The following is a 21,057-nucleotide window of genomic DNA, read 5'->3' on the forward strand; positions in this document are numbered from 1 at the left end:
TGTAGGGAATCGCACACCGGAGGTGTTGCACATGACCACCGCGACCCCGTTCACCGCTGGAGCCACCCCCGGCGTGAACGCACTGCCCACCCCACCCAGCGGCTGGCCGATCGGTTCCTACGCGACCTACGAAGAGGCGCAGCGAGCCGTCGACCACCTGGCGGACAACGACTTCCCGGTCGCCGACGTCACCATCGTCGGCGTCGAGCCGATGATCGTCGAACGCGTCACCGGCCGCCTGACCTGGGGCCGCGTCCTGGGCGCCGGCGCCGCGTCGGGTGCCTGGTTCGGTCTGTTCGTCGGCCTGCTGCTCGGCATGTTCTCCACCGGCGGCGCCATCGCCCCGATCATCACGGGCCTGCTCGTCGGTACCGTCTTCGGCGTGACCGCCGCGGCCATCCGCTACGCCGCCACGCGCGGCCGCCGCGACTTCGCCTCGGTCACCCAGCTGGTCGCGGGCCGCTACGACGTGCTGAGCCACCCGCGCAGCGCCGAGCGCGGCAAGGACATGCTGACCAAGCTGGCGTGGCGCTCATGAGCGGACAGCTGACAGCGGACGACCTGCGCGCGGCGGTCGAGGACATCAGCCGCCGCAGCGCGGAGTTGAGCTCGGCGGCGGCCTCGCTGGCCGCCCGCGCCGAGACCGACCTCGGGCACGACGTCGCGGAGATCGTGAAGGACCTGCGTGCCGCGGCCCGGCAGCTGGGCGTGACGCGCCTGCTGCTCGAGCCGGCGGGCGTCGACCTCGCGGCCTGACAAGACCCAGCTCCCACCACAGGAAACGCCGTTCCGCTTCGAGCGGGGCGGCGTTTCCGCTGTTCCGGGTCCCACTCGCCATTTCCGTATGAGGTACGGTATTATTTCCGTATGTCCTACGGAAATGAGGTGGACGCATGGCCGCCGAACGCAGTGGCGGAGGAGATGCCGCCAAGACCCTCGCGTTGCTCTGGCGCACGCCGCCGGAGCCCAAACCGGTCGGCAGGAAGCCGAAGGTGAGCGTCGACCAGATCGTCGCGGCCGCGATCGCCGTGGCCGACCGCGAAGGGCTCGCGGCGATGTCGATGGCGCGGGTCGCACAGGAGCTGAGCGTCGGGACGATGTCGCTCTACGGGCACGTGCCCGGCAAGGCCGAGCTGATCGACCTGATGGCCGACACGGTGCTGCAGCAGCGCGACCTCAGCGCCGAGGGCACCTGGCGTGAGCGGGTGCAGCACTACGCCGAGCGCACCCGCGCGGTCTACCAGGCGCACCCGTGGATGCGGGACGTGTCGATGGTCCGGCCGCCGCTCGGGCCCGGCCTGATGGACGGCCAGGAGTTCCTGCTGGCCGCGCTGGCCGGCTCCGGGCTCGAACCGCGGCAGGTGACCGTCGCGCACACCGCCGTGGAGGGGTTCGTGCACGGTGCCGCGGCGGCCGAGGTGGACGACCACCAGGTCGAGGAGGTGACCGGCGAGTCCAGCGACTCGTGGTGGGGCGCGCGGCAGCTGTTCTGGGACGACTACTTCGACGTCGAGCGCTATCCCACGATGACGGCCATGTGGAACGCCGGCGGCTACGACATCGACGGCACGCTCGCCGACCAGGTGCGCCGCTCGTTCGACTACGGACTGGCACGCCTGCTCGACGGAATCGAAGGGGGCTTGAAGTGACGATCCTGGTGACCGGTGCGACCGGCAACGTCGGCCGGCTCGTCGTGCGCGAGCTGGCCAAGCACACCGGTGTGCGGGCGCTGACCCGCAACCCGGCCAAGGCGAGCTTCCCGGCGAACGTCGAGGTGGTGGGCGGCAACCTCGACGACCCGTCGAGCATTCCGTTCGAGGGCGTGGAGAAGCTGTACCTGTTCGTGCACCCTCCGACCGCCGAGGACGTCGTCGCCCGCGCCGTGAAAGCCGGCGTCCGCAAGATCGTGACGCTGTCCTCGGGCGCGGTGACCTACGGCTACGACCGGACGCACCACCTGCCGGTCGAACAGGCCGTCGAAGCGTCCGGTATCCCGTGGACGCACGTGCGGCCCGGCGAGTTCGCGGTCAACAAGATCGACCTCTGGGGCCCGTCGATCCGCGCCGACGGCACCATCGTGCACCCGAACCCGGACGAGTTCGGCCAGCCGATCCACGAGGCCGACATCGCCGACGTGGCGGTGGCGGCGCTGCTGGAGGACGGCCACGACGGCAAGGCGTACACGTTGAGCGGGCCGCCGCAGCTGACCCAGCGCGAGATGGCGCGGGCGATCGGCGAGGTGGTGGGGCGCGAGCTGCGGTTCGTGGACGTGACGGTCGAGGAGGCGCTGGCGTACTACATCAGCCTCGGGTGGCCGGAGGAAATCGCCCGGTACATCCTCGGGCTCAACGGCTACGAGGGTGGGGAGGCGGTCGACTTCGCCGACTACGAGTTCGTGGTGCGGCCCGACTTCGAGACGGTGACGGGGAAGCCGTACCGGACGTTCGGGCAGTGGGCGCGCGACCACGTCGCGGACTTCACCTGACCATGCGCTGACTGATCACCTGTCGATTCCCGGTCCTCCTCGTTCGACGTCCTTGCGGGGACGCCGAACGAGGAGGAGCAATGCGCTTTCTGGTGATTGTCCGGACGACAGCCGAGCTGCCGTTCGCCACCCTGCACTGCGACGCCCTCGCACGGGCCGGCGTGCTGCTCGACGCGGCCGACCTGCGTCCCCGCGCGTTCGACGCACAAGGCCGGCCACTACGACCGGCACCGGTCCGGGGCTACTGGCTGATCGACGTGCGTGACCAGGAGGAAGCCGTCGAACGCGTCCGGCGGATGCCCGTGTCGGCGTGCGTCGTGGAAATCCGGCAGGTGGCTGTGGTCTGATGCTCCGATGGGGGCTACGACCTCGGTGCATCGGACGATCGACGCGGTCTGGCGGATGGAGTCGGCGAAGGTGATCGCCGCGCTCGCCAGGTACGTGCGCGACGTCGGGCTCGCGGAAGAGATGGCGCAGGACGCGCTCGTCGCGGCGTTGGAGCAGTGGCCGGTCGAGGGGGTGCCGAAGAACCCCGGGGCGTGGTTGATGACCACGGCCAAGCGGCGGGCCATCGACCAGATCCGGCGGCGGGAGAACCTCAGCCGCAAGGTCGAGGAGATCGGGCGGGACGTCCAGGAGGCCGCGCCGGACGCCAGTGAGGGCATCGAGGACGAGATCGGCGACGACCTGCTGAGTCTCATGTTCACCGCCTGTCACCCGGTGCTGGGCACCGAGGCGCGGGTCGCGCTCACGCTCAAGATGCTCGGTGGGCTCAAGACCGAGGAGATCGCGCGGGCGTTCCTGGTCAGCGACTCGACGGTGGCGCAGCGGATCGTGCGGGCGAAGAAGGCGCTGGCCGATGCCGGGGTGCCGTTCGAGGTCCCGGAGGGGCCGGAGCTGGCGACCAGGCTGGCCAGCGTGCTGGAGGTCATCTACCTGATCTTCAACGAGGGCTACTCCGCGACCCAGGGCGACCACTGGATGCGGCCCGAGCTGTGTGCGGAGGCGCTGCGGCTGGGGCGGGTGCTGGCCGAGCTCGCACCCAAGGAGGCCGAGGTCCACGGGCTGGTGGCGTTGATGGAGATCCAAGCGTCGCGGGCGAAGGCGCGCACGGCACCGGACGGGACGCCGATCCTGTTGCTGGAGCAGGACCGGGCCAAGTGGGACTGGCTGCTGGTCGGACGCGGGCTGACGGCGCTGGAGCGGGCGGAGGCGCTCAACCAGCCGCCCGGTCCCTACTACGTGCAGGCGGCGCTCGCGGCCTGTCACGCCCGTGCCCGCAGGCCCGAGGACACCGACTGGCGGCGGATCGCGTCGCTCTACGAGGTGCTCGCGCGGCTCTCGCCGTCGCCGGTGGTGGAGCTGAACCGGGCCGTGGCGTTGTCGATGGCCTACGGGCCGGCCGCCGGGCTCGCCCTCGTCGACGAGATCGCCGGCGCGAAGGCGTTGCAGGGCTACCACCTGCTGCCCAGCGTGCGGGGCGACTTCCTGGTGAAGCTCGGCCGCACCGACGAGGCGCGCGCGGAGTTCGAGAAGGCGGCCGGGCTCACCCGCAACGAACGGGAGAAGGCGCTGCTGCTCGACCGGGCCGCCGCCTGCGCTACGTGAGGGCGAGCTTCAGACCGAGCGCGACGAACGAGGCCGCGAAGAACCGGCGCAGCCACACCACCACCCGCGGGCGGCGCAGCACCCGGTCGCGCATGGACGCCGCGAACACGCCGTAGAGCGCGAACCCGACGAACGTCAGGGCCATGAACACCCCGCTCAGCACCACCATGTCGCCCGTCGTGGCGGCGAACTGCGGCAGGAACGCCACGAAGAAGATCGTCAGCTTCGGGTTGAGCAGGTTGATCAGCACCGCGGTCGTGACGATCCTGCGCGCCGACGTCTCCACCGGGGCGTCCGCCACCAGGTCGGAACGGTCCCGCAGCGTGCTCCACGCCAGGTACAGCAGGTAGGCCACACCCAGGTACTTCACGACCTCGAACGCCAGCGGGCTCGCGTGCAGCAACGCCGCGAGACCGGTGACCGTCGCCAGCACGTGCGGCACGATCCCGAGCGTGCACCCGAACGCGGCGATCACACTCGCCCGCCGCCCGTGCGCCAGACCGGCGGACAACGTGTACAGCACCCCGGTGCCGGGGGTCGCGACCGCGACCAGCGTCGTGAGGAGGAAAGCGATGCTCATGGCACCCAGCCTGCTGCCAGAATGGTCCGATGAGCAGAGCCAAACCGGAGCCTGCCGACAGGACCACAACCGGCTCGGACTTCCTCCAGCTCACCCTCTCCGACGCTCCGGCAGGTGGGCGGGCGACGTGGCTCGCGGAGCAGCTGCGCGACGCCATGGCCGACGGCCGCCTGCCCGTCGGCGCACGACTGCCCGCCACCCGGACGCTGGCCGCTGACCTGCAGGTCTCCCGCGGGTCGTCACCGAGGCCTACCAGCGGCTCGTCGAGGACGGGCACATCGCGGGCCGCGGCGCGCGGGCACGGTCGTGGTCGCGGTTCCGGCGGCCGCCCCGGTCGTCCGGCCCGTCCCGCCACCCTCGCCGGCGCACGTCTTCACCCAGGAGCCGGCCGACGACGTGTTCGAGTCCTTCCGCGCCGCCCGCGCGTCGATCGACCTCTCACCCGGTGTGCCCGACCTCGCCTCCTTCCCGCGCCAAGCCTGGCTGCGCGCCGAACGCAAGGTGCTCGCCACCCTCGAACCCGCCGCGTTCGGCTACGGCGACCCGCGCGGCACACTGCTGCTGCGCCAGGCCGTCTCCGCGTGGCTCGCCCGTGGCCGCGGCATCCGCGTCGCCCCGGACGACGTGCTGATCACCGCCGGTGTCTCCCAGGCACTCGGCCTGCTCGCGAAGGTGTTGCCAGCACACGACATCAGCACCGTGGCCGTCGAGGACCCCGGCTCGCTCGGCGTGCGCCAGCACCTCGCCAACGCGGGCCTCACGACCCCGCCGGTCCCGGTCGACGACGACGGCCTGCGGGTCGACCTGCTGGAGGCGAGCGGCGCACCGGCGGTGATGACCACGCCCGCGCACCAGTTCCCGACCGGTGTCGTGCTCGCCCCGGAACGCCGCCGCCGGCTGCTGCGCTGGCCGGGCGTGATCGTCGAGGACGACTACGACGCCGAGCACCGCTACGACCGCCCGCCCGTGCCCGCGCTGCGCTCGATGCTCGACCGGGTCTGCTACGCGGGCAGCGTGTCGAAGCTGCTGGCACCGGCGCTGCGGGTCGGCTGGCTGCTGGTGCCCGCCGGGTACCGCGACGAGATCATCGCCGCCAAGCGCCTGGCCGACCTCGGCAACGCCTCCCTGCCCCAGCTCGTGCTGGCCGAGCTGATGACCTCCGGCGAGCTCGAACGCCAGCTGCGGTTCCTGCGCCGCCGCCACATCCGCCGCCGCGACGCCATGATCGCCGCCGTCCGCGCCGAGCTGCCCGGCGCCCGAGTGCACGGCGCCGCCGCCGGACTGCACCTCACGATCACGTTCGACGCCGGGTTCTCCGACGTCGAGCTCGCCGCACGAGTGCTCGCCGACGGGGTGAAGGTGCAGCCGCTGTCGTGGCACTGCCAGGCGGACCACGCGCCGGGGCTGGTGCTCGGGTACGCGGCGACGACGTCAGGGGACATCGCGACGGCGGTGGCCGCGATCAGGCGCGCGCTGCCCGCGTGACGCGCTGTCGCCCCGGGCGGTCAGGCGCGGTCGGCGGGCTTGACCAGCGGCACGTCCCGCGCCAGCATCCGGAACCCGACGCCGTAGTACAGCTCCCGCGCCGCCGGACGCCCTTCCGCACCCAGGCACGCGACCGTCATGTGCGTCGCCCCGGCGGCACGCGCCAGCCGCATCCCGTGCAGCAACATCGCCGTGGCCAGACCCCGGCGCCGGAAGTCCGGGTGCGTGCCGACAGGTTCGAACTCCGCGGTCCTGTTCACCTCGTCGAGCCACATGATCGCCGAGCACGCCATCGTCCCGTCCGGCGCTTCCACCAAGACGTGCAGATCTTCGCGGTAGGGCGCCGTCTGCCGGAGGTCCTCGTACGCCTCGACCGTGTAGACCGACCTGGGCCAGGCGTCGACATGAGCCCGCACGACCGCCTCCGCGCCTGCCTCGGCGGCGGTGCGGAACCGGAACCCATGCGGCAGCACGGGTTCGGCGATGTCGGTGAGGTCGCGTTCGTTGAGCTGGGTCCAGTCGTCGAGCGCGCTCTGGTCCTCGGAGTACCCGTGCGCCGCCCACCGCCGCAGCCCGAACTCGTCGTCCGCGCAGGGCAGCACCGTGCGCTCGACACCGGATGCCACGCCGTCGAACCAGTCGATCACCTCGTCGACCAGCCCGGCGTGGTCGGGGTCGACCTGGTAGGCCAGGTAGGCGCCGGTGATGTCGTGCGTCGAGCCGTCCCGGCGGCGGACCTGCCGGGGGAGCTGGGCCCAGCCCCACGCCACGAGGTCGTTGTCCGCGAACCACAACCGGCGACGCCACGCATGACTCTCGGTGGCGTGGGCGCGGCCCCAGTTCCAGGCGAGCTCGCCGTAGGAGGCGTCGCTGTTGACGAGGCCGGGGTGGGTGGCGGTGACCCGTTGGGCCAGGCCCTGCATGAGCTGGACGTCCTCGGCGGTGAGGAGATCGGTGGTCACGAGAGGGCACTGTGGCAGGGCGCGGCCGAGCCGTCGAACCGTTTTGCGTCGGTCGTCCACGCTCGGCCCGCGCGCGTGACGAGTCGCGTGGTTCCGGCGATGGCTCCACCTGGAGGTGGTGATGGAACAAGACCGCCCGAGCGGTGACCACGAGGAAGTGTTCCGCGCGTCGTCGATCCCGTTCCACGAGGTCGCCGCACTCGCCTGCGTCATGGTTTCGATCACGTACGCCCTGTTGGTCCCTGCCGCCGCGGACGACATGGCCCGCGCGTTCGCCTTGGGCACTTCGATCGCGTGCGCCGGCTACGCCGTCGGAGCGGACCGGCGGAGGTGAACGCCTACATCACTCGGACCGGGAGGAGACACGACGCCTGCTGCGGTCGATCCTGAAGTCCCAGGACCTGGGGTGAGAGTTCCTAGGCCAGCGCTTTGGCATACGCGGCGGGGGAGACGCCGACGGTCTGGGTGAAGTCGCGGACCAGGTGCGCCTGGTCGCTGTACCCCAGGTCCGCCGCGAGACCCGCCCACTCCACGTCCGTCTCGGCCCGTTCCAGCGCCTCGTGGATCCGGTACCGCAGGATCACCCACTTCGGGCTCACCCCGACGTAGTCCGCGAACAACCGTTGCATCGTCCGCACCGCCACCCCCTGGGCCCGCGCGAAGTCGGCGACCCGGCGGATCTCCCGGTCGTCGCGGATGCGTTGCACCAGGTCCATCGCGAGCGTCGCCTGCGGGTCCGGCACCGGGCCGAGGCCCAGCAGGAACGCGTCCAGCGCGGCCACCCGTTCGTCCTCGTCCTCCACGTCCAGCACCAGGCCGGCGGGCACGTCGGTCAGCCGCACGTGCCGGCCGGTCCACTCGGACACCGGCTCGGCGCGGAACGGCCGGAACCCGCCCGGCCGGAACTGCACCCCCGCCACCCGCACACACCCGTCGAACACCCGGCTGAACAACCCGAGCCCGACCCCGGCGATCTCCGGGTGCGCGTGCCCGCGTTCGAACACCACGTTCACCGACGGGTGCGGCACGACGTGCGTGGTGTACGGCTGCTCCACCACCCCGTCGACCAGCCAGTAGTGCTCCAGGTACGGCCGCAGCTCGGCAGCGGGCAGCCGGCGGCGGAACCGGACGCGGGCGAACAGCTCCCGTGCGTCGACGATTCCCCTGGTGTCCCGGCGCGGCCCGCTCACGCGAAGAATCCTAAGTGGCGCGTTTTTTCAAGCACGGCACAACGCCGGAACCTAGCCTCACACCCATGAAGCTCAGCGTTCTGCTCGACCGTGCCCGCGACCACGCGTTGCCCGTCATCGCGACCATCACCGACGACGACCTCACCAAGCCGACCCCGTGCGCCGACTACGACGTGCGCGCGTTGCTCGACCATCTGCTGCACGTCGTCGTGGAGTTCCAGAAGCTCGCGGTCAAGCAGGACGCCGACTTCAGCTCCACCCCGCACTACCCGGACTGGCGCGAGCGGTACCCGGTCGAGTCCGCCGAGCTCGTCGAGGCGTGGGGGCAGCCCGGCGCGGACGAGGGCATCGCCGGCAACATGAAGATGCCCGCCTCCGTCGTCGGCGGGCTGGCGCTGCTCGACCTCACCATCCACGCCTCCGACCTCGCGCAGGCCACCGGGCAGCGCTTCGAGCCCGACCCCGAGGTCCTCACCGCCGTCGACGGCCTGGTCGAGCAGATGGGCCCGACCGCCCTGGAGTGGAACGTGTTCAAGGCGCCGACCGAGCCTCCCGCCGACGCGACCGCGTTCGAGCGGCTGCTGGCCAAGACCGGTCGCGACCCGCGCTGGAGTGCTTGACTGGCCCCATGCTGACCATCGGAATGCTCGGCGGGATGAGCTGGGAGAGCACCGCGGAGTACTACCGGCTCGCCAACACCGCGGTGCGCGAACGCCTGGGCGGCCTGCACTCCGCTCGGATCGTGCTGCACTCGGTCGACTTCGCCGAGATCGAACGCATGCAGGTCGAGTCCAGGTGGGACGACGCCGCCAAGGCACTCGCCCAGGCCGCGCAACAGGTCCAGGCCGGCGGCGCCGACCTCCTGCTCATCTGCACCAACACCATGCACAAGGTGTACGACCAGGTCCAGGCCGCCGTGGACATCCCGGTGGTCCACCTCGGCGACACCACCGCCGCGGCGATCAAGGCCGCCGGGCTGACCACGGTCGGGCTGCTCGGCACCGGGTTCACGATGGTCCAGCCGTTCTACCGCGAACGCCTCGAACAGCACGGCCTCACGGTGCTCCTGCCCTCGCCGGAAGACCAGGCGACCGTGCACCGGATCATCTACGACGAGCTGTGCCTCGGCATCGTGACCGACGAGTCGCGCCGGGCGTACCAGCAGGTCGTCGACCGGTTCGAGGGCGCGCAGGGCGTGATCCTCGGCTGCACCGAGATCGAGCTGCTGATCAGCCAGGACGACGTGCCGCTGCCGGTGTTCCCGACCACCCGGCTGCACGTCGAGGCCGCTGTGGACCGGGCGCTGGCCTGAGGCGCTGTTTATCTGTTGATGTGACGCACGACGCAACGCGACAACCGAGCGAAGGGTCTCAGTCACTGAGGGCTATCTCAGCTCCGCAGTGAACCAGGGGAGTTCGCGTTGAAACGATCACATCTCGCCGCGGGGCTCGCGGCTGCCGTGGTTGCGGCCACGGCAGCCGTCCCCGCCGGCGCGGCGGCACCCGAACAGCAGGTCACAGCACCAGGGCTGACCACGAAGGTCACGCTCATCACCGGCGACCAGGTCACCGTCGCCGGCGGCGAGGTCCACACCCGCGCCGCGCAGGGCCGCGAACGCGTCGGGTTCCGCAGCTACACCGACCAGCGGGGCGACCTGCACGTCGTGCCGCTCGACGCGCAGGACCGGCTCAACTCCGGTGAGCTCGACCCGAGACTCTTCGACGTCTCGCTGCTCGCCAGATCCGGCTACGACGACACGGCCACCAGGTCCATCCCGCTGATCGTGCAGGGGCAGGCGATCAGCGCGGCGGACGCACGCGCGTTGCCGAGCATCGGCGCGCACGCGGTCAAGGCCGACAAGAACGGCTCGTTCTGGTCCGGTGCCAGGGCGGCGGGCACCGGCAGGATCTGGCTCGACGGCAAGGTCACCGCGTCACTGGACCGCAGCACCGCGCAGGTCGGCGCACCGCAGGCGTGGGCCAAGGGCTTCACCGGCAAGGACGTCACCGTCGCCGTGCTCGACACCGGCGTCGACGAGACCCACCCCGACCTCGCGGGTGCCGTGGTGGAGTCCAAGAACTTCAGCGACAGCGACACCACCGACGACCGGCACGGTCACGGCACGCACGTCGCCTCCACCATCACCGGCGACGGCAAGTACAAAGGCATCGCACCCGACTCCACGATCGTCAGCGGCAAGGTCCTCGGCGACCACGGCGGCGGCAGCGAGTCCAACATCATCGCCGGCATGGAGTGGGCCGCGACCAAGGCCAAGGTCGTCAACATGAGCCTCGGCAGCTCGTGGCCCGACGAGGGCACCGACCCGATGTCGCTGGCGCTCAACCGGATCACCGCGCAGACCGGCGCGCTGTTCGTGGTCGCGGCAGGCAACTCCGGTGGCGCGATCGGCTCGCCCGCGGCCGCCGACGCGGCCCTCGCCGTCGGCGCCGTGGACCGCGACGACGAGCTCGCCGAGTTCTCCTCCCGCGGCCCCCGCTGGAACAACCACGCCATCAAACCCGACATCACCGCGCCGGGCGTCGACATCGTTGCCGCCAAGGCCAAGAACGGCCGCATCGGCACCCCGGTCGGCGACGCGCACGTGGCGCTGTCGGGCACCTCGATGGCCACCCCGCACGTGGCCGGAGCGGCCGCCGTCGTCGCCGCGCAGCACCCGGCGTGGAAGGCCGGGGACATCAAGGCCGCGCTGATGAACTCCGCCAGGCCCAACCCCGCGCTCACCGCCTACGAGCAGGGCACCGGACGCCTCGACGTCGGCAAGGCCGTGTCCGGCTCCGTGACCACCGACGCCGGCAGCCTCTCGCTGGGCACCGCGAAGTGGCCGCACGACGACGACCAGCCGACCACCCAGAAGCTGACCTACCGCAACACCGGTACCGCGCCGGTCACGGTCGACCTGACCGTCGCCGAGGTCAAGCCCGCGGCGACCGGCCTGTTCACCGTGTCCCCGGCCCGGCTCACCATCCCGGCCGGCGGCACCGCCGACGCGACCGTCACCGCCGACACCAGGGCGAACGTGCCCGACGGCATCTACAGCGCCGCCGTCGTCTCCTCCGACGGCACGCGGGTCGCGCTGGGGGTGAACAAGGAGGTCGAGAGCTACGACGTGAAGCTCACGTTCGTCGACCACGAGGGCAAGCCGACGTCCAACTACAACTACCGGTTCGTCGACCTGGACAAGCCGGTCGCCTACCTGCGGCACGACCCGTCCGGCTCGATCGTGCAGCGACTGCCCAAGGGCAGGTACTTCTTCGACTCCTCGGTCAGCACCAGCGGCACCGGCAGGGACGACAACAGGGTCACCGCCGCCATCGAGCCCGCGTTCGAGGTCGCCGCGGACACCGAGTTCGTGGTCGACGGACGGCAGGGCAACCAGCCCGGCTTCCGCACCGACCAGCAGGCGACCGCGGCGAGCTCCGAGATGGCCTTCTCCCTGCAGGCGACCTGGGGAGGCACGGGCACGACGTGGATCCTGCGCGACTTCAACGGCGTGTTCGTCCGCCCGTCGCAGACCGCGTACCCGGCGTTCGCCTGGCACGCGCAGTCGGTCCTGGCCAAGCCGGACGGCACCGGCGGCTTCGCCGGCAGCCCGTACCAGTACCACCTGCGGATCAGCGAGAACACCCGTGTGCCCGCCGAGGTGCAACGCACCGTGCGCGACCGTGAGCTCGCACGGGTGAACTCCGTGACGCACGCACGGGTGCCGGGCTCCATCGTGCAGCTCAGCCAGGGCGCGTCCGGCCCGGTGCCGTTGCGGGTGCAGGAGTTCTACACCCCGGGCGTGCCGTGGTTCGACTCGCTCACCGAGTTCGCCAAGCTCGGCGAGTACCCGGCGCTGGGCTCCCAGTACGCCGGTTCGCCGCGCACCTACGAACGCGGCCGCACCGTGACCGAGCACCGCAACAGCGCCGTCTACGGCCCCGGTCTGCCGCACTCGCCCGGTGCCGTGCGGTTCGCCGGCCGCGTGGGCGACCTGCTGCGCCTGGACCTGCCGGTGCACAGCTCCGCCGGCATGATCGGCAGCAGCACGTCGACCGGTCGCACCACGGTGACGCTGGACGGTCAGGTCATCTCCGACCAGGACTACCCCGGCTACGCCCACATCCCCGGCGTTCCGGCGGAGAAGCGCCGCTACCAGGCCCACGTCGAGGCGGCCCGCGACGGGCTGACGTCGCGGCTGACGGCGGACTGGTCGTTCACCTCCGAGCACGTGCCCGGCGAGGAGTACCGGTCCGTCCCGCTGCTGGCCGTGCGGTTCGCGCCGCGGCTCGACGACCACAACCGGGCACGGGCGGGCCGTCCGCTCACGTTCCCGGTGACCGTCGAGCGCAACGGCGCCGGCCAGGTCACCGACCTCAAGGATCCGGCGGTGCAGGTGTCCTACGACGAGGGCCTGACCTGGAAGCCGGTGCCGCTGCGCAAGGCCCGCGACAAGTGGCTGGTCACGCTGTGGCACCCGAAGGACGCCACGTCGGTGTCGCTCAAGGCCCGCGCGGCCGACGCGGGCGGTGAGGTGCAGCAGACCATCATCCGCGCGTACGAGCTGACGAAGTAGTCGCCGGAACCGGTTCCCGTCCGTGAAACCGGGTTGCGGACGGGGACCGGCCTCCCGCAGTTTGATCACATGCAGTCACGTGTCGCGCTGGTCACCGGCGCTGGATCGGGAATCGGCGCCGGAATCGCGCAGGAGCTGGCCGAGCTCGGCCACCGGGTCGCCGTGGTCGACCGCAACCTCGACGGTGCCCGCGAGGTCGCCGCGCGGATCGGCGAGGCGGGTGGGCAGGCGGTCGCGGTGGCGTGCGACGTCAGCGACCCCGCCTCGGTGAGCGCGGCGGTCGAGGAGGTCCGCACGGCGTTCGGGCCGGTCGAGATCCTGGTCAACAACGCCGGCTTCGCGAAGGACAACCATCCGCTGGACATGCCGCTGGAGGACTGGGACGCGGTGCAGGGCACGTTGCTGCGCGGCGCGTTCCTGATGCTCAAGGCCACCGCGCCGGCGATGCGCGACGCCGGGTGGGGCCGGATCGTCAACATCTCCAGCATCTCCGCGATCGTGCAGGGCGAGCGGATCAACTACGTCGCCGCCAAGGCCGGTGTCGAGGGCCTGACCCGCGGCGCCGCGCTCGACCTCGCGCCGCACGGCATCACCGTCAACGCCGTCGGTCCCGGCACCGTGCAGACCGGCATGACCGTCGTGAGCGCCGCCCGCGCCGGGCGCACGATGGAGGAGCACCTGGAGGTGGTGCGCGAGTCCATCCCGGTGGGGCGGATCGGCACGCCGCACGACATCGCGCGGGCGGTGCTGTTCTTCGCCGCCGAGGACGCCGACTTCGTGACCGGACAGGTCATCTACGTCAGCGGCTACCCGCACGGCTGAGGCCGGCGGGGTCGGGCCTGGCCCGACCCCGTTCCGGTTCCTACCTGTACGGCGCCAGGGTCTCCTGGTCCTCGTCGGGCGCGCCCATGACCGGGTGCACCTCGATCGGCTGGTTGAGGATCTTCCCGCCAGGACCGGGACACGCCGACGCCTTCTGGCAGATCTCCAGCAGCCGCTCGCGGCTGTCGACGTCGACTACCCAGTACCCGGCGATGACCTCCTTGGACTCCGCGAACGGCCCGTCGACCACGCTCGGCACACCGTTCTCGCCGCCGCGCACCACGAACGCCCGCGCCGGACCGCTGAGCCCCTCGGACTGCAGCAGCTCACCGGTCGCGCGCAGCTCCGCGTCGAGGTCGCGCATGTAGCCGACCATGCGGTGCATGTCCTCGTCGGTCCACGCGGCGAGCCCCTCCCAGTCCTCCTGGGCGCCGCCGTAGCTGACCAGCATGTACTTCACTTCCACTCCCCACCGGTCGCGCGGGCCTTGATCTCCTGCACGGCCCAGCTGTTGCCGTCCGGGTCGTCGAAGAACACGAACGACCCTCCGTCCTGCTCGTTCATCCGCACGATCTCGCCGACCTCGACACCGCGCTCGACGAGCTGCGCGCGGGCCTTCTCCAGGTCGGACACGACGAGCTGCACGCCCTTCACCGAGCCCGGCTCGCCCTTGACGATCCCCTTGCCGATCACCACCGAGCACCCGGAACCGGGTGGCGTGAGCTGGATGATCCGCGTGTCCTCGCCGAACGCCGTGTCGTGGTCGACGACGAACCCGAGCTGCTCGGCGTAGAAGTGCTTCGCCCGGTCCAGATCCGACACCGGCACGACGACGACTTCCAGGGTCCAGTCCATCTCTGCTGTCCTCTCCGCTGGCCGTGTACACCGGTCCGTCGAAGAGCTCAGAGATTTTTCGACATGGGGTCCCGGCCCACATACCCGAGCAGCCGGTCCTGCAACGACGCGCCGTCCGGGACCTGCACCTCCGGCCCGTAGACCTCGATCCCGGGACCGAAACCTCCGGGTGTGCGCGCCTTCTCGATGATCTCGGCGGGCAGGGAGGTGGCGATGTCCCACAGGCGCCGGACGTCGCTGTCGGGGATGGTCTCGTCCTGCCCGGTCGCCCGCGCGAGGTCCCAGCCGTGCAGCACCATGTCGTCGCTGAGGACCTGGTCGATGTGGTCGATCACGGTCATCGGACCGGCAGGTGTGGGCACCTCGGTCGTGGCGGAGGCGGGGTCGTCGAGCGCGGCCTGCACCTGCCGGCGTGCCTCCCGGAAGTCCGCCAGCGGGTCACCGGTGCGGGGGATGGGACGGCCGACCATCACACCGTGCATGTCGATGACGTGGTCGACCACGCCCCGGACCGTCCACTCCGCACAGGGCGACGGGTCGTCCCACTGTTCGGGTTCGACGTTCGCGACCTTCGCCTCGAACGCGTCGGCTCTGGCGTTGTACCTCTCCGCGATCATGGCCCTCACTCCTCGACTGCGCCGCCGATCTTGCGCAGATGCTCGCGGAAGGTGAGGCCGCTCGCCAGGTATTCGTCGAACCGGAGCTGGCTGCGCAGGGACTCGCCCTGCCGCACCCGCTCGGCCTGCGCCCGTTCGACGTCGCGGATGCCCGCCGCCTTGGCCAGCAGGGTGTCGACCTGGTCGGCGGGTACGAACAGCACGCCGTCGTCGTCACCGAACACCACGTCGTCGCTGGTAACCGTCCACTGGCCGACCTGCGCGGTCGACAACGCCTCCGGCGCCCGGTCGCGCAGGCTCAGCGGGCCCGTCGGGTTGGCGCCGAGGCTGAACACCGGCACCCCGATCGCGCGGATGTCGGCGGTGTCGCGGTGCAGGCCCCAGATGACCACGCCTCCCAGCTGAGCGGCATGGGCCTCCAGCACGACCATGTCGCCGACACAGGCCTCGTCGGTGCGGCCGTCGTTGTCGACGACGAGCACGTCACCGGGGGCGCTGCGCTCGATGGCCTCGAGGAAGACGTCGACGCTGCCGGCGTGGCGGGCGGGCAGGACGCGGCCGGCCACCCTCGTGCCGGGGATGACCGGCGTGAGGGTGGCCGTGCGGACCGGAACGCCCGTGCGGATGCAGGCGTCGGCCAGGTGCGCGGTGGTGAGATCGAGTTCGGCGAGATCCATGCCGGACAGTGAACCACCCCGGGGGTGGCGCGACCGGAAGGTCAGTGGACGGGGTCCGCGGTGCGTTCGGCCTGCGCGGTGGCCGGCTTGAGCACGCCCGCCGCGAACGCCGTGACCACGCAGAACACCACCGGCAGCAGGAACGCGACGTTGAGCGGCATCAGGTGGGTGAGCCAGCCGATCACCGCCGGTCCGGCCAGCACGCCGATGTAACCGAGGCCCGCCACCCGTGACATGTTGACCGCCGCCGAGCTCGGGTCGGTGTGCCCGGCCGCGCTGAACAGCTGCGGCACCGTGCCCGACAACCCGGCACCGGCCACCGCCCAGCCCGCGATCGCGAGCCCGACCCACGGCGAGAGCGCCGCGACCGTCAGCCCGGCGGCCGCGATCACCGCACCCCAGCGCAGCACCGCCATCGGCCCGATCTTCGCGGTGACACGGTCGGCGAGCAGCCGCCCGATGGTCATCGTGGTGGCGAACGCACCGTAGGCGAGCGCGGCGATCTGCGGTTCCGCGTCGAGCACGTCCTGCAGGTGCAGCACGCTCCAGTCGTTGGCGACGCCCTCGCTGAGCATCACCATGAACGCCAGCCCGGCCATCACCCAGATCCGGGCGGGCACCTTCTTCTTGCTCTTGGGCCGGTCGTCGTCCTCGTGCGGGATGGTCGTGGCGCCGTGCGACAACGCCGGTGCCGTCGCGAGGCTGACGACCACACCGACGACGGCGACCACGCCGAGCGTCGTGGCGGGGGAGAGGTCCCAGCTCAGCGTGCGCGCGCCGACCAGCGCGGCCGCGACACCACCCAGCGACCAGGTGGCGTGGAAGGCGGACATGACCGGACGCGCGTACTCGCGTTCGACGACGACCGCGTGCCCGTTCATCGCCATGTCCAGCACACCGTTGCCGAACCCGAACGCCAGCAACGCCGCCGCGAGCGCCAACTCGCTGGTCGCGAGCCCCGGCAACACCACCGCCGCGCTGCACACCACACCTGCGAGCGGCGTGACGGTCCTTGCGCCGAACCGGTCGGTGAGCCAGCCGCCGACCCGCATGCCGATGAACGCGCCCAAGCCCAGCACGAGCAGCAACCGGCCGAGCTCCGCGTGGTCGATGCCGACGCGCTGCTCGACCGTGGGGATGTGCACGATCCACATCCCGAGCAGGAAGCCGTTGAGGGCGAAGTACGTGAAGGTGGCCACCCGCGCGGCCTTGAGAGCGTTCACCTGCTTCACGCTAACGAACAAACCGCGTGTTTGAAAGTTTGAACTTCGAACACGTCTGGTGTTCAATCGCGTTCGTGTCCCGACTGAGGCAGATCTCCGAGGCCGTGCGCGACGCCGGCTCCCTCGGTGTGGCGGAGCTCGCGGCGCTCACCGGCGCGTCCGAGATGACGATCCGCCGCGACCTGGAGGTGCTGGCCGCCCAGGGTGTGCTGGAGCGCTATCGGGGCGGTGCGCGCAGTCTGCTGCTGCGTGGCTCCGAACCGCCGTACGCACTGCGTTTGGAGGAGGCTCTGGACGCCAAGCGCCGGATCGCTGAGGTTGTCGCTGGTCTGCTCGCTGACGGTGAGTCTGTAGTTCTGGACAGCGGTACCACGTGTGTGGAGGTTGCCCACGTGCTGCATGCACGCCGTCTGACCGTGATGCCGTTGTCGTTGCACGCGGTCAACGCTCTGGTGGGCGCGCCGTCGCTGACGTTGCTGATCCCCGGCGGCACCCCACGTACGGGCGAACTGGCTCTGACGGGTCCCCTGACGTTGCAGTCGTTGCAGTCACTGCGCTTCGACACCGCCGTCATCGGGTGTTGCGGGCTGTCGGCATCGGACGGCCTGACCGCGTTCGACCTCGACGACGCCGCGGTGAAACGAGCCGCGATCGCGTCGGCCCGCCGGGTGATCGCGGTGGCGGACGCCTCGAAGTTGACGCGCACAGCACTGGCTTTCGTCGCACCGGCGTCCTCTTTGGACGCGGTGGTGACCGATGCGGAGGGGGACGACGGGTTGACCGCGGCGGGCGTGACGGTGGTGACGGCGTGATCGTGCTGTTCGACATGTTCGGGGTGATCGCCCGCGACCAGTCGCGCGCGGTGATGGACACGATGAGCACCGACCCGGCCTTCTGGGACGCCTACTGGTCCCACCGCCCGGCCTACGACCGCGGCGACGTGACCGCCGCCGAGTACTGGCGCCTCGTGGGGTGGCCGCCGATGGTCGAGCAGGACGTGGCGAGCTGGACCGAGGTGGACGACGAGATGGTGGCCCTGCTCGGGTCGTTGCACTCGGCCGGGCGCCGCCTCGCGTTGCTGTCCAACATTCCCGAGGACCACGCACGCAACTTCGAGCGGTTGTACCCGTGGCTGGACCTGTTCGAGGTGCGGGCGTTCTCCTGCCGGATCGGGCACGCGAAGCCGTCGGCGGAGGCGTTCGAGTGGTGCCGGGAACGGCTCGGGGACGGGGAGGTCCTGTTCGTGGACGACCGGGTGGAGAACGTGCGGGCGGCGGAGCAGGCCGGGATGCGCGGGCACCACTTCACGGGCATCGAGGGGTTGCGGGCGGTTCTCTAGGCTTGGCCGCATGGGGGACTTGAGCATGCTGCACCCGTCGGACCGGTTGGTGGTGGCCGGTGAGCCGGTGCCGGACGACCTGGCACCGCTGGATCCCACCGCGGGCGGGGACGTGGTCGCCCTGGTGCGCACCTATCTGCGGCTCCCACCCGAGGAACGAGCGGTGCTGCGGACCACGCTGGCGGGATTGCCGCAGCTGGAGCGCACGGTCCCGGCGCGCGTCCCCACGGCCCACCACATCTACGCCACCAGCCAGGAACCCGGCGCCGTGGTGATGCGGATGCTCGGCAACCGCAACCTCGGCTGGACCGTCATCGCTAAGCTGCTCCTCGTGGTGACCGGGCGGTACTGGGCCGCCGCGACCTGCGGCGGGGTCGGGCGCGGAGTCAAAGAACTGACGCCCGACCTGCTGGCCGACTTCGGGACGGTGCTGGACATCGCCTCCGCGGACCTGGCCCGTCTGACCGGCGTCACGCCGTCCCGACGGGCCGATCCGGGTGTCTCCTCGTTGATCTGGGACCTGAGGCGGCTCAGCTCCGGCCAGATCCGCTCTCTCACCGATCAGCGCTAGTTCCAGAACGCCAACCGGTGCTCGGTGGCGTAGTCGACCCGCCCGATCGCCCCCGGTGCCAGCGACTGCACGTACCGACCCTCCGCGAACGCAGGCCACCCTGGCGTCCCGGTGCGAGCGAAGTCCGTCCACGCCTTGATCATGTGGTCGGACAGGCCGCGGTCCTTGGCGAAGTCCGCGTCCGGGAACAGGTAGTCGATGTCCGACGAGTGGTTCGCCCCGTGCAGCTCGGCCGGGAACTCCGGATCCGTGGCCGCACCCCGGTCAGCGAACTCGAACGCGTACACCGGCGCCTTCTTCGCGTACAGCTCGTGCTGCCGGAACGTCGCACGCGCCCACACCCGGTCGGTCAGCAGTGCGGCCCACGCCTGCTTCGGGCTCGCGTACCTCGCTGCCGGGTACTCCCGCAGCACCTCGGCCGGCCGCTCCGGGAACGCCTCACCCACCAGCTGCGCGTAGTGCGCAGCGTCCATCGGTTCCGGCCGGAAGAGCCCGACGAAGCTGTTGTGCTCGTCGCGCGTGGCACCGGCGAGGACCGGCACCGGAGCGAACTCCCCTGCCTCCAACGACTCCGCCGGCAACCGGGGCAGCAGCGAGCCGCCGTACCCGACCGGCTGGAAGAGGTTCATCACCTGCGGGTACTCCAGCAGCTTCTCGACCGGCAGCTGCCGCAGGCACTCGACGTCCGCGCAGCCGAGCTCACCCATGACCATCGCGCCGATCTGCTGGATCTCCGGCACGGACCGCCACGCCAGCGACGGCAACGCCTCCATGCCGGGGTACCAGGCGCCGCGCGGCACGTCGGCGAGCGTGAAGGCGCTGTGCATGATCGCCTTGTGGAACAGCGGCCGCTGCCCGATCAGGTGCGCGCCGACGGCCGTGGCGCCGAACGACACCCCGAACAGCGTGACGTTGCCCGGATCGCCGCCGAACGCGCGGATGTTGCGCTGCACCCACTCCAGCGCCGCCCGCTGGTCCATCAGCCCGTACTCGCCGGACCCCTCCAGGCCCGGCAGGCCGAACCCGCCGAACACCCCCATCCGGTAGTTGAACGTCACCACCACGACGTCGCCCTGCCGCGCCAGGCGTTCGGCGTCGAAGTAGTGCCCGGCACCGATCGCGCCGTCACCGTGCACCCACACCAGCACCGGCTTCGCGCCGGTCGTGGCCGGGGTGGTGACGTTGACGAACAGGCAGTCCTCGTCAGTGCTCTTCGTCTGGGCGTAGCTCGACCCGACCTGCGGGCACGGACTGCCCGGTGCCGTGGCCTCGCGGACGCCGCTCCACGGCTGCGCCGGCACCGGCGCCTTCCAGCGTTGCGGCCTGGCCGCGTACGGGATGCCCTGGAAGAGCGCGTACCCGTCGCGTGCCTGCCCCCTGACCTGCCCGGTGTCGGTCGTGACCACGTCCGATGTCACCGTTTCCCCCTCCCCGCACGCTGCGAGCAGCAGTGCGGCGACCAGCAAGGTCCCCCGACGCATGTCTAACCCCCTGTCGCCAGCTCGACGGCCGCGATCAGCTCCCTCTCGCAGACGTCGAGGTCGAGTGCCCCGGACCGCAGCACGACGCCGTTGCGCATCGCGAGCACGAACACCGCCATCACGTCCGGGTCGAACGCGCGGAACTCACCGGCCGCCTGTCCCTGCCTGAGCAGCTCGGCGAGCGCCACGTGATCGCTGTCGGCGATGCCACCGTCGGTGACCGCCGCGTGTGCCCGGATCCGCAGGAACGCCAGCATGTCGGCGCGGTGCTCGCGCAGGAACGCGATGTTCGCGCTGAGGAACGCCCGCAGTTCCCGCCGCGCGCTGTCGTGCCCCATGCGTTCGTGCACGAAGCCCTGGAACCGCTCCAGGACGTCGGCGAACACCACGTCGACGAGCTCCTGCTTGTTCCGGAAGTGGTACGAGATCAGCCCGGTGCTGCTCAGCCCCGCCCGTGCGGCGATCGCCTTGAACGACGTCTCCGCGTAGTCCAGCTCCGCGATCGTGGCGATGGCGGCGTTGACGATCTGGGCTCGGCGGGCCTGCTCGGTCACCGACTTTGCTCGCATGAGCAAAATTTAGCACG

The 21,057-nt window shown here is 71.2% G+C and carries 25 protein-coding genes; 15 read left to right on the top strand and 10 right to left on the bottom strand.

Annotated features, from left to right (window positions below; translation table 11 throughout):
* Positions 1–31: 31 nt before the first annotated feature.
* The 6 genes from BBK82_RS36450 (at position 32) to BBK82_RS36475 (ending at position 4,093) form a co-directional block, all read left to right on the top strand.
* Positions 32–538 carry a YflT domain-containing protein gene (locus BBK82_RS36450; RefSeq protein ID WP_065919016.1) on the top strand — a complete coding sequence of 169 codons (507 nt, stop codon included), beginning with the start codon at positions 32–34 and terminating at the stop codon, positions 536–538.
* Complete coding sequence (locus BBK82_RS36455; protein ID WP_154697714.1) at positions 535–756, top strand: hypothetical protein; 222 nt, start codon at positions 535–537, stop codon at positions 754–756. Before BBK82_RS36450 ends, BBK82_RS36455 begins: the two co-directional genes overlap by 4 nt.
* Positions 757–893: 137 nt before the next feature.
* Positions 894–1,649, top strand: coding sequence for a TetR/AcrR family transcriptional regulator (locus tag BBK82_RS36460; protein ID WP_065919018.1), 756 nt, complete (start codon positions 894–896; stop codon positions 1,647–1,649).
* The gene (locus BBK82_RS36465; RefSeq protein WP_065919019.1) at positions 1,646–2,485 is read left to right on the top strand and encodes an NAD(P)H-binding protein; all 840 of its coding nucleotides are present in this window, start codon (positions 1,646–1,648) and stop codon (positions 2,483–2,485) included. The genes BBK82_RS36460 and BBK82_RS36465 overlap by 4 nt, the downstream gene beginning before the upstream one ends.
* 80 nt (positions 2,486–2,565) lie before the next feature.
* The gene (locus BBK82_RS36470; RefSeq protein ID WP_065919020.1) at positions 2,566–2,832 is read left to right on the top strand and encodes a YciI family protein; all 267 of its coding nucleotides are present in this window, start codon (positions 2,566–2,568) and stop codon (positions 2,830–2,832) included.
* Between the two features lie 7 nt (positions 2,833–2,839).
* Positions 2,840–4,093, top strand: coding sequence for an RNA polymerase sigma factor (locus BBK82_RS36475; RefSeq protein WP_065919021.1), 1,254 nt, complete (start codon positions 2,840–2,842; stop codon positions 4,091–4,093).
* Here BBK82_RS36475 and BBK82_RS36480 read toward each other — a convergent pair.
* Positions 4,086–4,673 carry a LysE family translocator gene (locus BBK82_RS36480; RefSeq protein ID WP_065919022.1) on the bottom strand — a complete coding sequence of 196 codons (588 nt, stop codon included), beginning with the start codon at positions 4,671–4,673 and terminating at the stop codon, positions 4,086–4,088. The two genes, BBK82_RS36475 and BBK82_RS36480, sit on opposite strands and share 8 nt — an antisense overlap.
* 306 nt (positions 4,674–4,979) lie before the next feature.
* On the opposite strand from BBK82_RS36480, the gene BBK82_RS36485 reads away from it, so the two are divergent.
* Positions 4,980–6,158, top strand: coding sequence for an aminotransferase-like domain-containing protein (locus BBK82_RS36485; protein ID WP_335618005.1), 1,179 nt, complete (start codon positions 4,980–4,982; stop codon positions 6,156–6,158).
* Between the two features lie 20 nt (positions 6,159–6,178).
* Here BBK82_RS36485 and BBK82_RS36490 read toward each other — a convergent pair whose 3' ends face one another.
* Positions 6,179–7,120: a GNAT family N-acetyltransferase gene (locus BBK82_RS36490; protein WP_237047759.1), complete on the bottom strand. Its 942-nt coding sequence runs from the start codon at positions 7,118–7,120 to the stop codon at positions 6,179–6,181.
* Positions 7,121–7,241: 121 nt separating this feature from the next.
* Between BBK82_RS36490 and BBK82_RS36495 the strand changes: the two genes are divergently transcribed.
* Positions 7,242–7,454, top strand: coding sequence for a hypothetical protein (locus tag BBK82_RS36495; RefSeq protein WP_154697715.1), 213 nt, complete (start codon positions 7,242–7,244; stop codon positions 7,452–7,454).
* Between the two features lie 82 nt (positions 7,455–7,536).
* On the opposite strand, the gene BBK82_RS36500 is transcribed toward BBK82_RS36495, so the two are convergent.
* Positions 7,537–8,310, bottom strand: coding sequence for a DUF6597 domain-containing transcriptional factor (locus BBK82_RS36500; protein WP_065919024.1), 774 nt, complete (start codon positions 8,308–8,310; stop codon positions 7,537–7,539).
* Between the two features lie 65 nt (positions 8,311–8,375).
* Between BBK82_RS36500 and BBK82_RS36505 the strand changes: the two genes are divergently transcribed.
* The 4 genes from BBK82_RS36505 (at position 8,376) to BBK82_RS36520 (ending at position 13,708) form a co-directional block, all read left to right on the top strand.
* The gene (locus tag BBK82_RS36505) at positions 8,376–8,930 is read left to right on the top strand and encodes a TIGR03086 family metal-binding protein (RefSeq protein ID WP_065919025.1); all 555 of its coding nucleotides are present in this window, start codon (positions 8,376–8,378) and stop codon (positions 8,928–8,930) included.
* A gap of 8 nt (positions 8,931–8,938) precedes the next feature.
* Positions 8,939–9,622 (top strand): aspartate/glutamate racemase family protein, encoded by a 684-nt coding sequence (locus BBK82_RS36510; protein WP_065919026.1) that lies wholly within the window; start codon positions 8,939–8,941, stop codon positions 9,620–9,622.
* Between the two features lie 108 nt (positions 9,623–9,730).
* Positions 9,731–12,886 carry a S8 family serine peptidase gene (locus tag BBK82_RS36515; RefSeq protein WP_065919027.1) on the top strand — a complete coding sequence of 1,052 codons (3,156 nt, stop codon included), beginning with the start codon at positions 9,731–9,733 and terminating at the stop codon, positions 12,884–12,886.
* Positions 12,887–12,955: 69 nt separating this feature from the next.
* Positions 12,956–13,708 carry an SDR family NAD(P)-dependent oxidoreductase gene (locus BBK82_RS36520; RefSeq protein WP_065919028.1) on the top strand — a complete coding sequence of 251 codons (753 nt, stop codon included), beginning with the start codon at positions 12,956–12,958 and terminating at the stop codon, positions 13,706–13,708.
* Between the two features lie 40 nt (positions 13,709–13,748).
* Here BBK82_RS36520 and BBK82_RS36525 read toward each other — a convergent pair whose 3' ends face one another.
* The 5 genes from BBK82_RS36525 to BBK82_RS36545 are packed head-to-tail and all read right to left on the bottom strand — an operon-like array spanning position 13,749 to position 17,080.
* Complete coding sequence (locus tag BBK82_RS36525) at positions 13,749–14,159, bottom strand: YciI family protein (protein ID WP_065921636.1); 411 nt, start codon at positions 14,157–14,159, stop codon at positions 13,749–13,751.
* A 5-nt stretch (positions 14,160–14,164) separates the two neighbouring features.
* Complete coding sequence (locus BBK82_RS36530) at positions 14,165–14,563, bottom strand: VOC family protein (protein ID WP_065919029.1); 399 nt, start codon at positions 14,561–14,563, stop codon at positions 14,165–14,167.
* A gap of 47 nt (positions 14,564–14,610) precedes the next feature.
* Positions 14,611–15,180, bottom strand: coding sequence for a TIGR03086 family metal-binding protein (locus tag BBK82_RS36535; protein WP_065919030.1), 570 nt, complete (start codon positions 15,178–15,180; stop codon positions 14,611–14,613).
* Positions 15,181–15,185: 5 nt separating this feature from the next.
* Entirely contained in the window at positions 15,186–15,857 is a 672-nt protein-coding gene (locus BBK82_RS36540; RefSeq protein WP_065919031.1) for an RraA family protein, read from the bottom strand.
* 41 nt (positions 15,858–15,898) lie between these two features.
* Positions 15,899–17,080, bottom strand: coding sequence for an MFS transporter (locus BBK82_RS36545; protein ID WP_065921637.1), 1,182 nt, complete (start codon positions 17,078–17,080; stop codon positions 15,899–15,901).
* A 74-nt stretch (positions 17,081–17,154) separates the two neighbouring features.
* On the opposite strand from BBK82_RS36545, the gene BBK82_RS36550 reads away from it, so the two are divergent.
* The 3 genes from BBK82_RS36550 to BBK82_RS36560 are packed head-to-tail and all read left to right on the top strand — an operon-like array spanning position 17,155 to position 18,990.
* The gene (locus BBK82_RS36550) at positions 17,155–17,892 is read left to right on the top strand and encodes a DeoR/GlpR family DNA-binding transcription regulator (protein WP_237047760.1); all 738 of its coding nucleotides are present in this window, start codon (positions 17,155–17,157) and stop codon (positions 17,890–17,892) included.
* The gene (locus tag BBK82_RS36555) at positions 17,889–18,419 is read left to right on the top strand and encodes an HAD family hydrolase (RefSeq protein WP_083268385.1); all 531 of its coding nucleotides are present in this window, start codon (positions 17,889–17,891) and stop codon (positions 18,417–18,419) included. The genes BBK82_RS36550 and BBK82_RS36555 overlap by 4 nt, the downstream gene beginning before the upstream one ends.
* Before the next feature lie 10 nt (positions 18,420–18,429).
* Positions 18,430–18,990: a hypothetical protein gene (locus BBK82_RS36560; RefSeq protein ID WP_065919032.1), complete on the top strand. Its 561-nt coding sequence runs from the start codon at positions 18,430–18,432 to the stop codon at positions 18,988–18,990.
* On the opposite strand, the gene BBK82_RS36565 is transcribed toward BBK82_RS36560, so the two are convergent.
* Complete coding sequence (locus BBK82_RS36565; RefSeq protein ID WP_083268386.1) at positions 18,987–20,471, bottom strand: carboxylesterase/lipase family protein; 1,485 nt, start codon at positions 20,469–20,471, stop codon at positions 18,987–18,989. The two genes, BBK82_RS36560 and BBK82_RS36565, sit on opposite strands and share 4 nt — an antisense overlap.
* Before the next feature lie 2 nt (positions 20,472–20,473).
* Complete coding sequence (locus BBK82_RS36570) at positions 20,474–21,040, bottom strand: TetR/AcrR family transcriptional regulator (protein WP_065919033.1); 567 nt, start codon at positions 21,038–21,040, stop codon at positions 20,474–20,476.
* Between the last annotated feature and the right edge of the window lie 17 nt (positions 21,041–21,057).

It is taken from the genome of Lentzea guizhouensis, assembly GCF_001701025.1.
In the GTDB taxonomy this organism is placed as follows: domain Bacteria; phylum Actinomycetota; class Actinomycetes; order Mycobacteriales; family Pseudonocardiaceae; genus Lentzea; species Lentzea guizhouensis.

Excerpts from the sequence above, each read along its gene's own strand:
- BBK82_RS36540 (WP_065919031.1), bottom strand. The coding sequence starts at position 15,857 with ATGGATCTCGCCGAACTCGATCTCACCACCGCGCACCTGGCCGACGCC.
- BBK82_RS36455 (WP_154697714.1), top strand. The coding sequence starts at position 535 with ATGAGCGGACAGCTGACAGCGGACGACCTGCGCGCGGCGGTCGAGGAC.
- BBK82_RS36570 (WP_065919033.1), bottom strand. The coding sequence starts at position 21,040 with ATGCGAGCAAAGTCGGTGACCGAGCAGGCCCGCCGAGCCCAGATCGTC.
- BBK82_RS36475 (WP_065919021.1), top strand. The coding sequence starts at position 2,840 with ATGGGGGCTACGACCTCGGTGCATCGGACGATCGACGCGGTCTGGCGG.
- BBK82_RS36565 (WP_083268386.1), bottom strand. The coding sequence starts at position 20,471 with ATGCGTCGGGGGACCTTGCTGGTCGCCGCACTGCTGCTCGCAGCGTGC.
- BBK82_RS36530 (WP_065919029.1), bottom strand. The coding sequence starts at position 14,563 with ATGGACTGGACCCTGGAAGTCGTCGTCGTGCCGGTGTCGGATCTGGAC.
- BBK82_RS36535 (WP_065919030.1), bottom strand. The coding sequence starts at position 15,180 with ATGATCGCGGAGAGGTACAACGCCAGAGCCGACGCGTTCGAGGCGAAG.
- BBK82_RS36525 (WP_065921636.1), bottom strand. The coding sequence starts at position 14,159 with ATGCTGGTCAGCTACGGCGGCGCCCAGGAGGACTGGGAGGGGCTCGCC.
- BBK82_RS36520 (WP_065919028.1), top strand. The coding sequence starts at position 12,956 with ATGCAGTCACGTGTCGCGCTGGTCACCGGCGCTGGATCGGGAATCGGC.
- BBK82_RS36450 (WP_065919016.1), top strand. The coding sequence starts at position 32 with ATGACCACCGCGACCCCGTTCACCGCTGGAGCCACCCCCGGCGTGAAC.
- BBK82_RS36460 (WP_065919018.1), top strand. The coding sequence starts at position 894 with ATGGCCGCCGAACGCAGTGGCGGAGGAGATGCCGCCAAGACCCTCGCG.
- BBK82_RS36495 (WP_154697715.1), top strand. The coding sequence starts at position 7,242 with ATGGAACAAGACCGCCCGAGCGGTGACCACGAGGAAGTGTTCCGCGCG.
- BBK82_RS36560 (WP_065919032.1), top strand. The coding sequence starts at position 18,430 with ATGGGGGACTTGAGCATGCTGCACCCGTCGGACCGGTTGGTGGTGGCC.
- BBK82_RS36480 (WP_065919022.1), bottom strand. The coding sequence starts at position 4,673 with ATGAGCATCGCTTTCCTCCTCACGACGCTGGTCGCGGTCGCGACCCCC.
- BBK82_RS36470 (WP_065919020.1), top strand. The coding sequence starts at position 2,566 with ATGCGCTTTCTGGTGATTGTCCGGACGACAGCCGAGCTGCCGTTCGCC.
- BBK82_RS36505 (WP_065919025.1), top strand. The coding sequence starts at position 8,376 with ATGAAGCTCAGCGTTCTGCTCGACCGTGCCCGCGACCACGCGTTGCCC.
- BBK82_RS36510 (WP_065919026.1), top strand. The coding sequence starts at position 8,939 with ATGCTGACCATCGGAATGCTCGGCGGGATGAGCTGGGAGAGCACCGCG.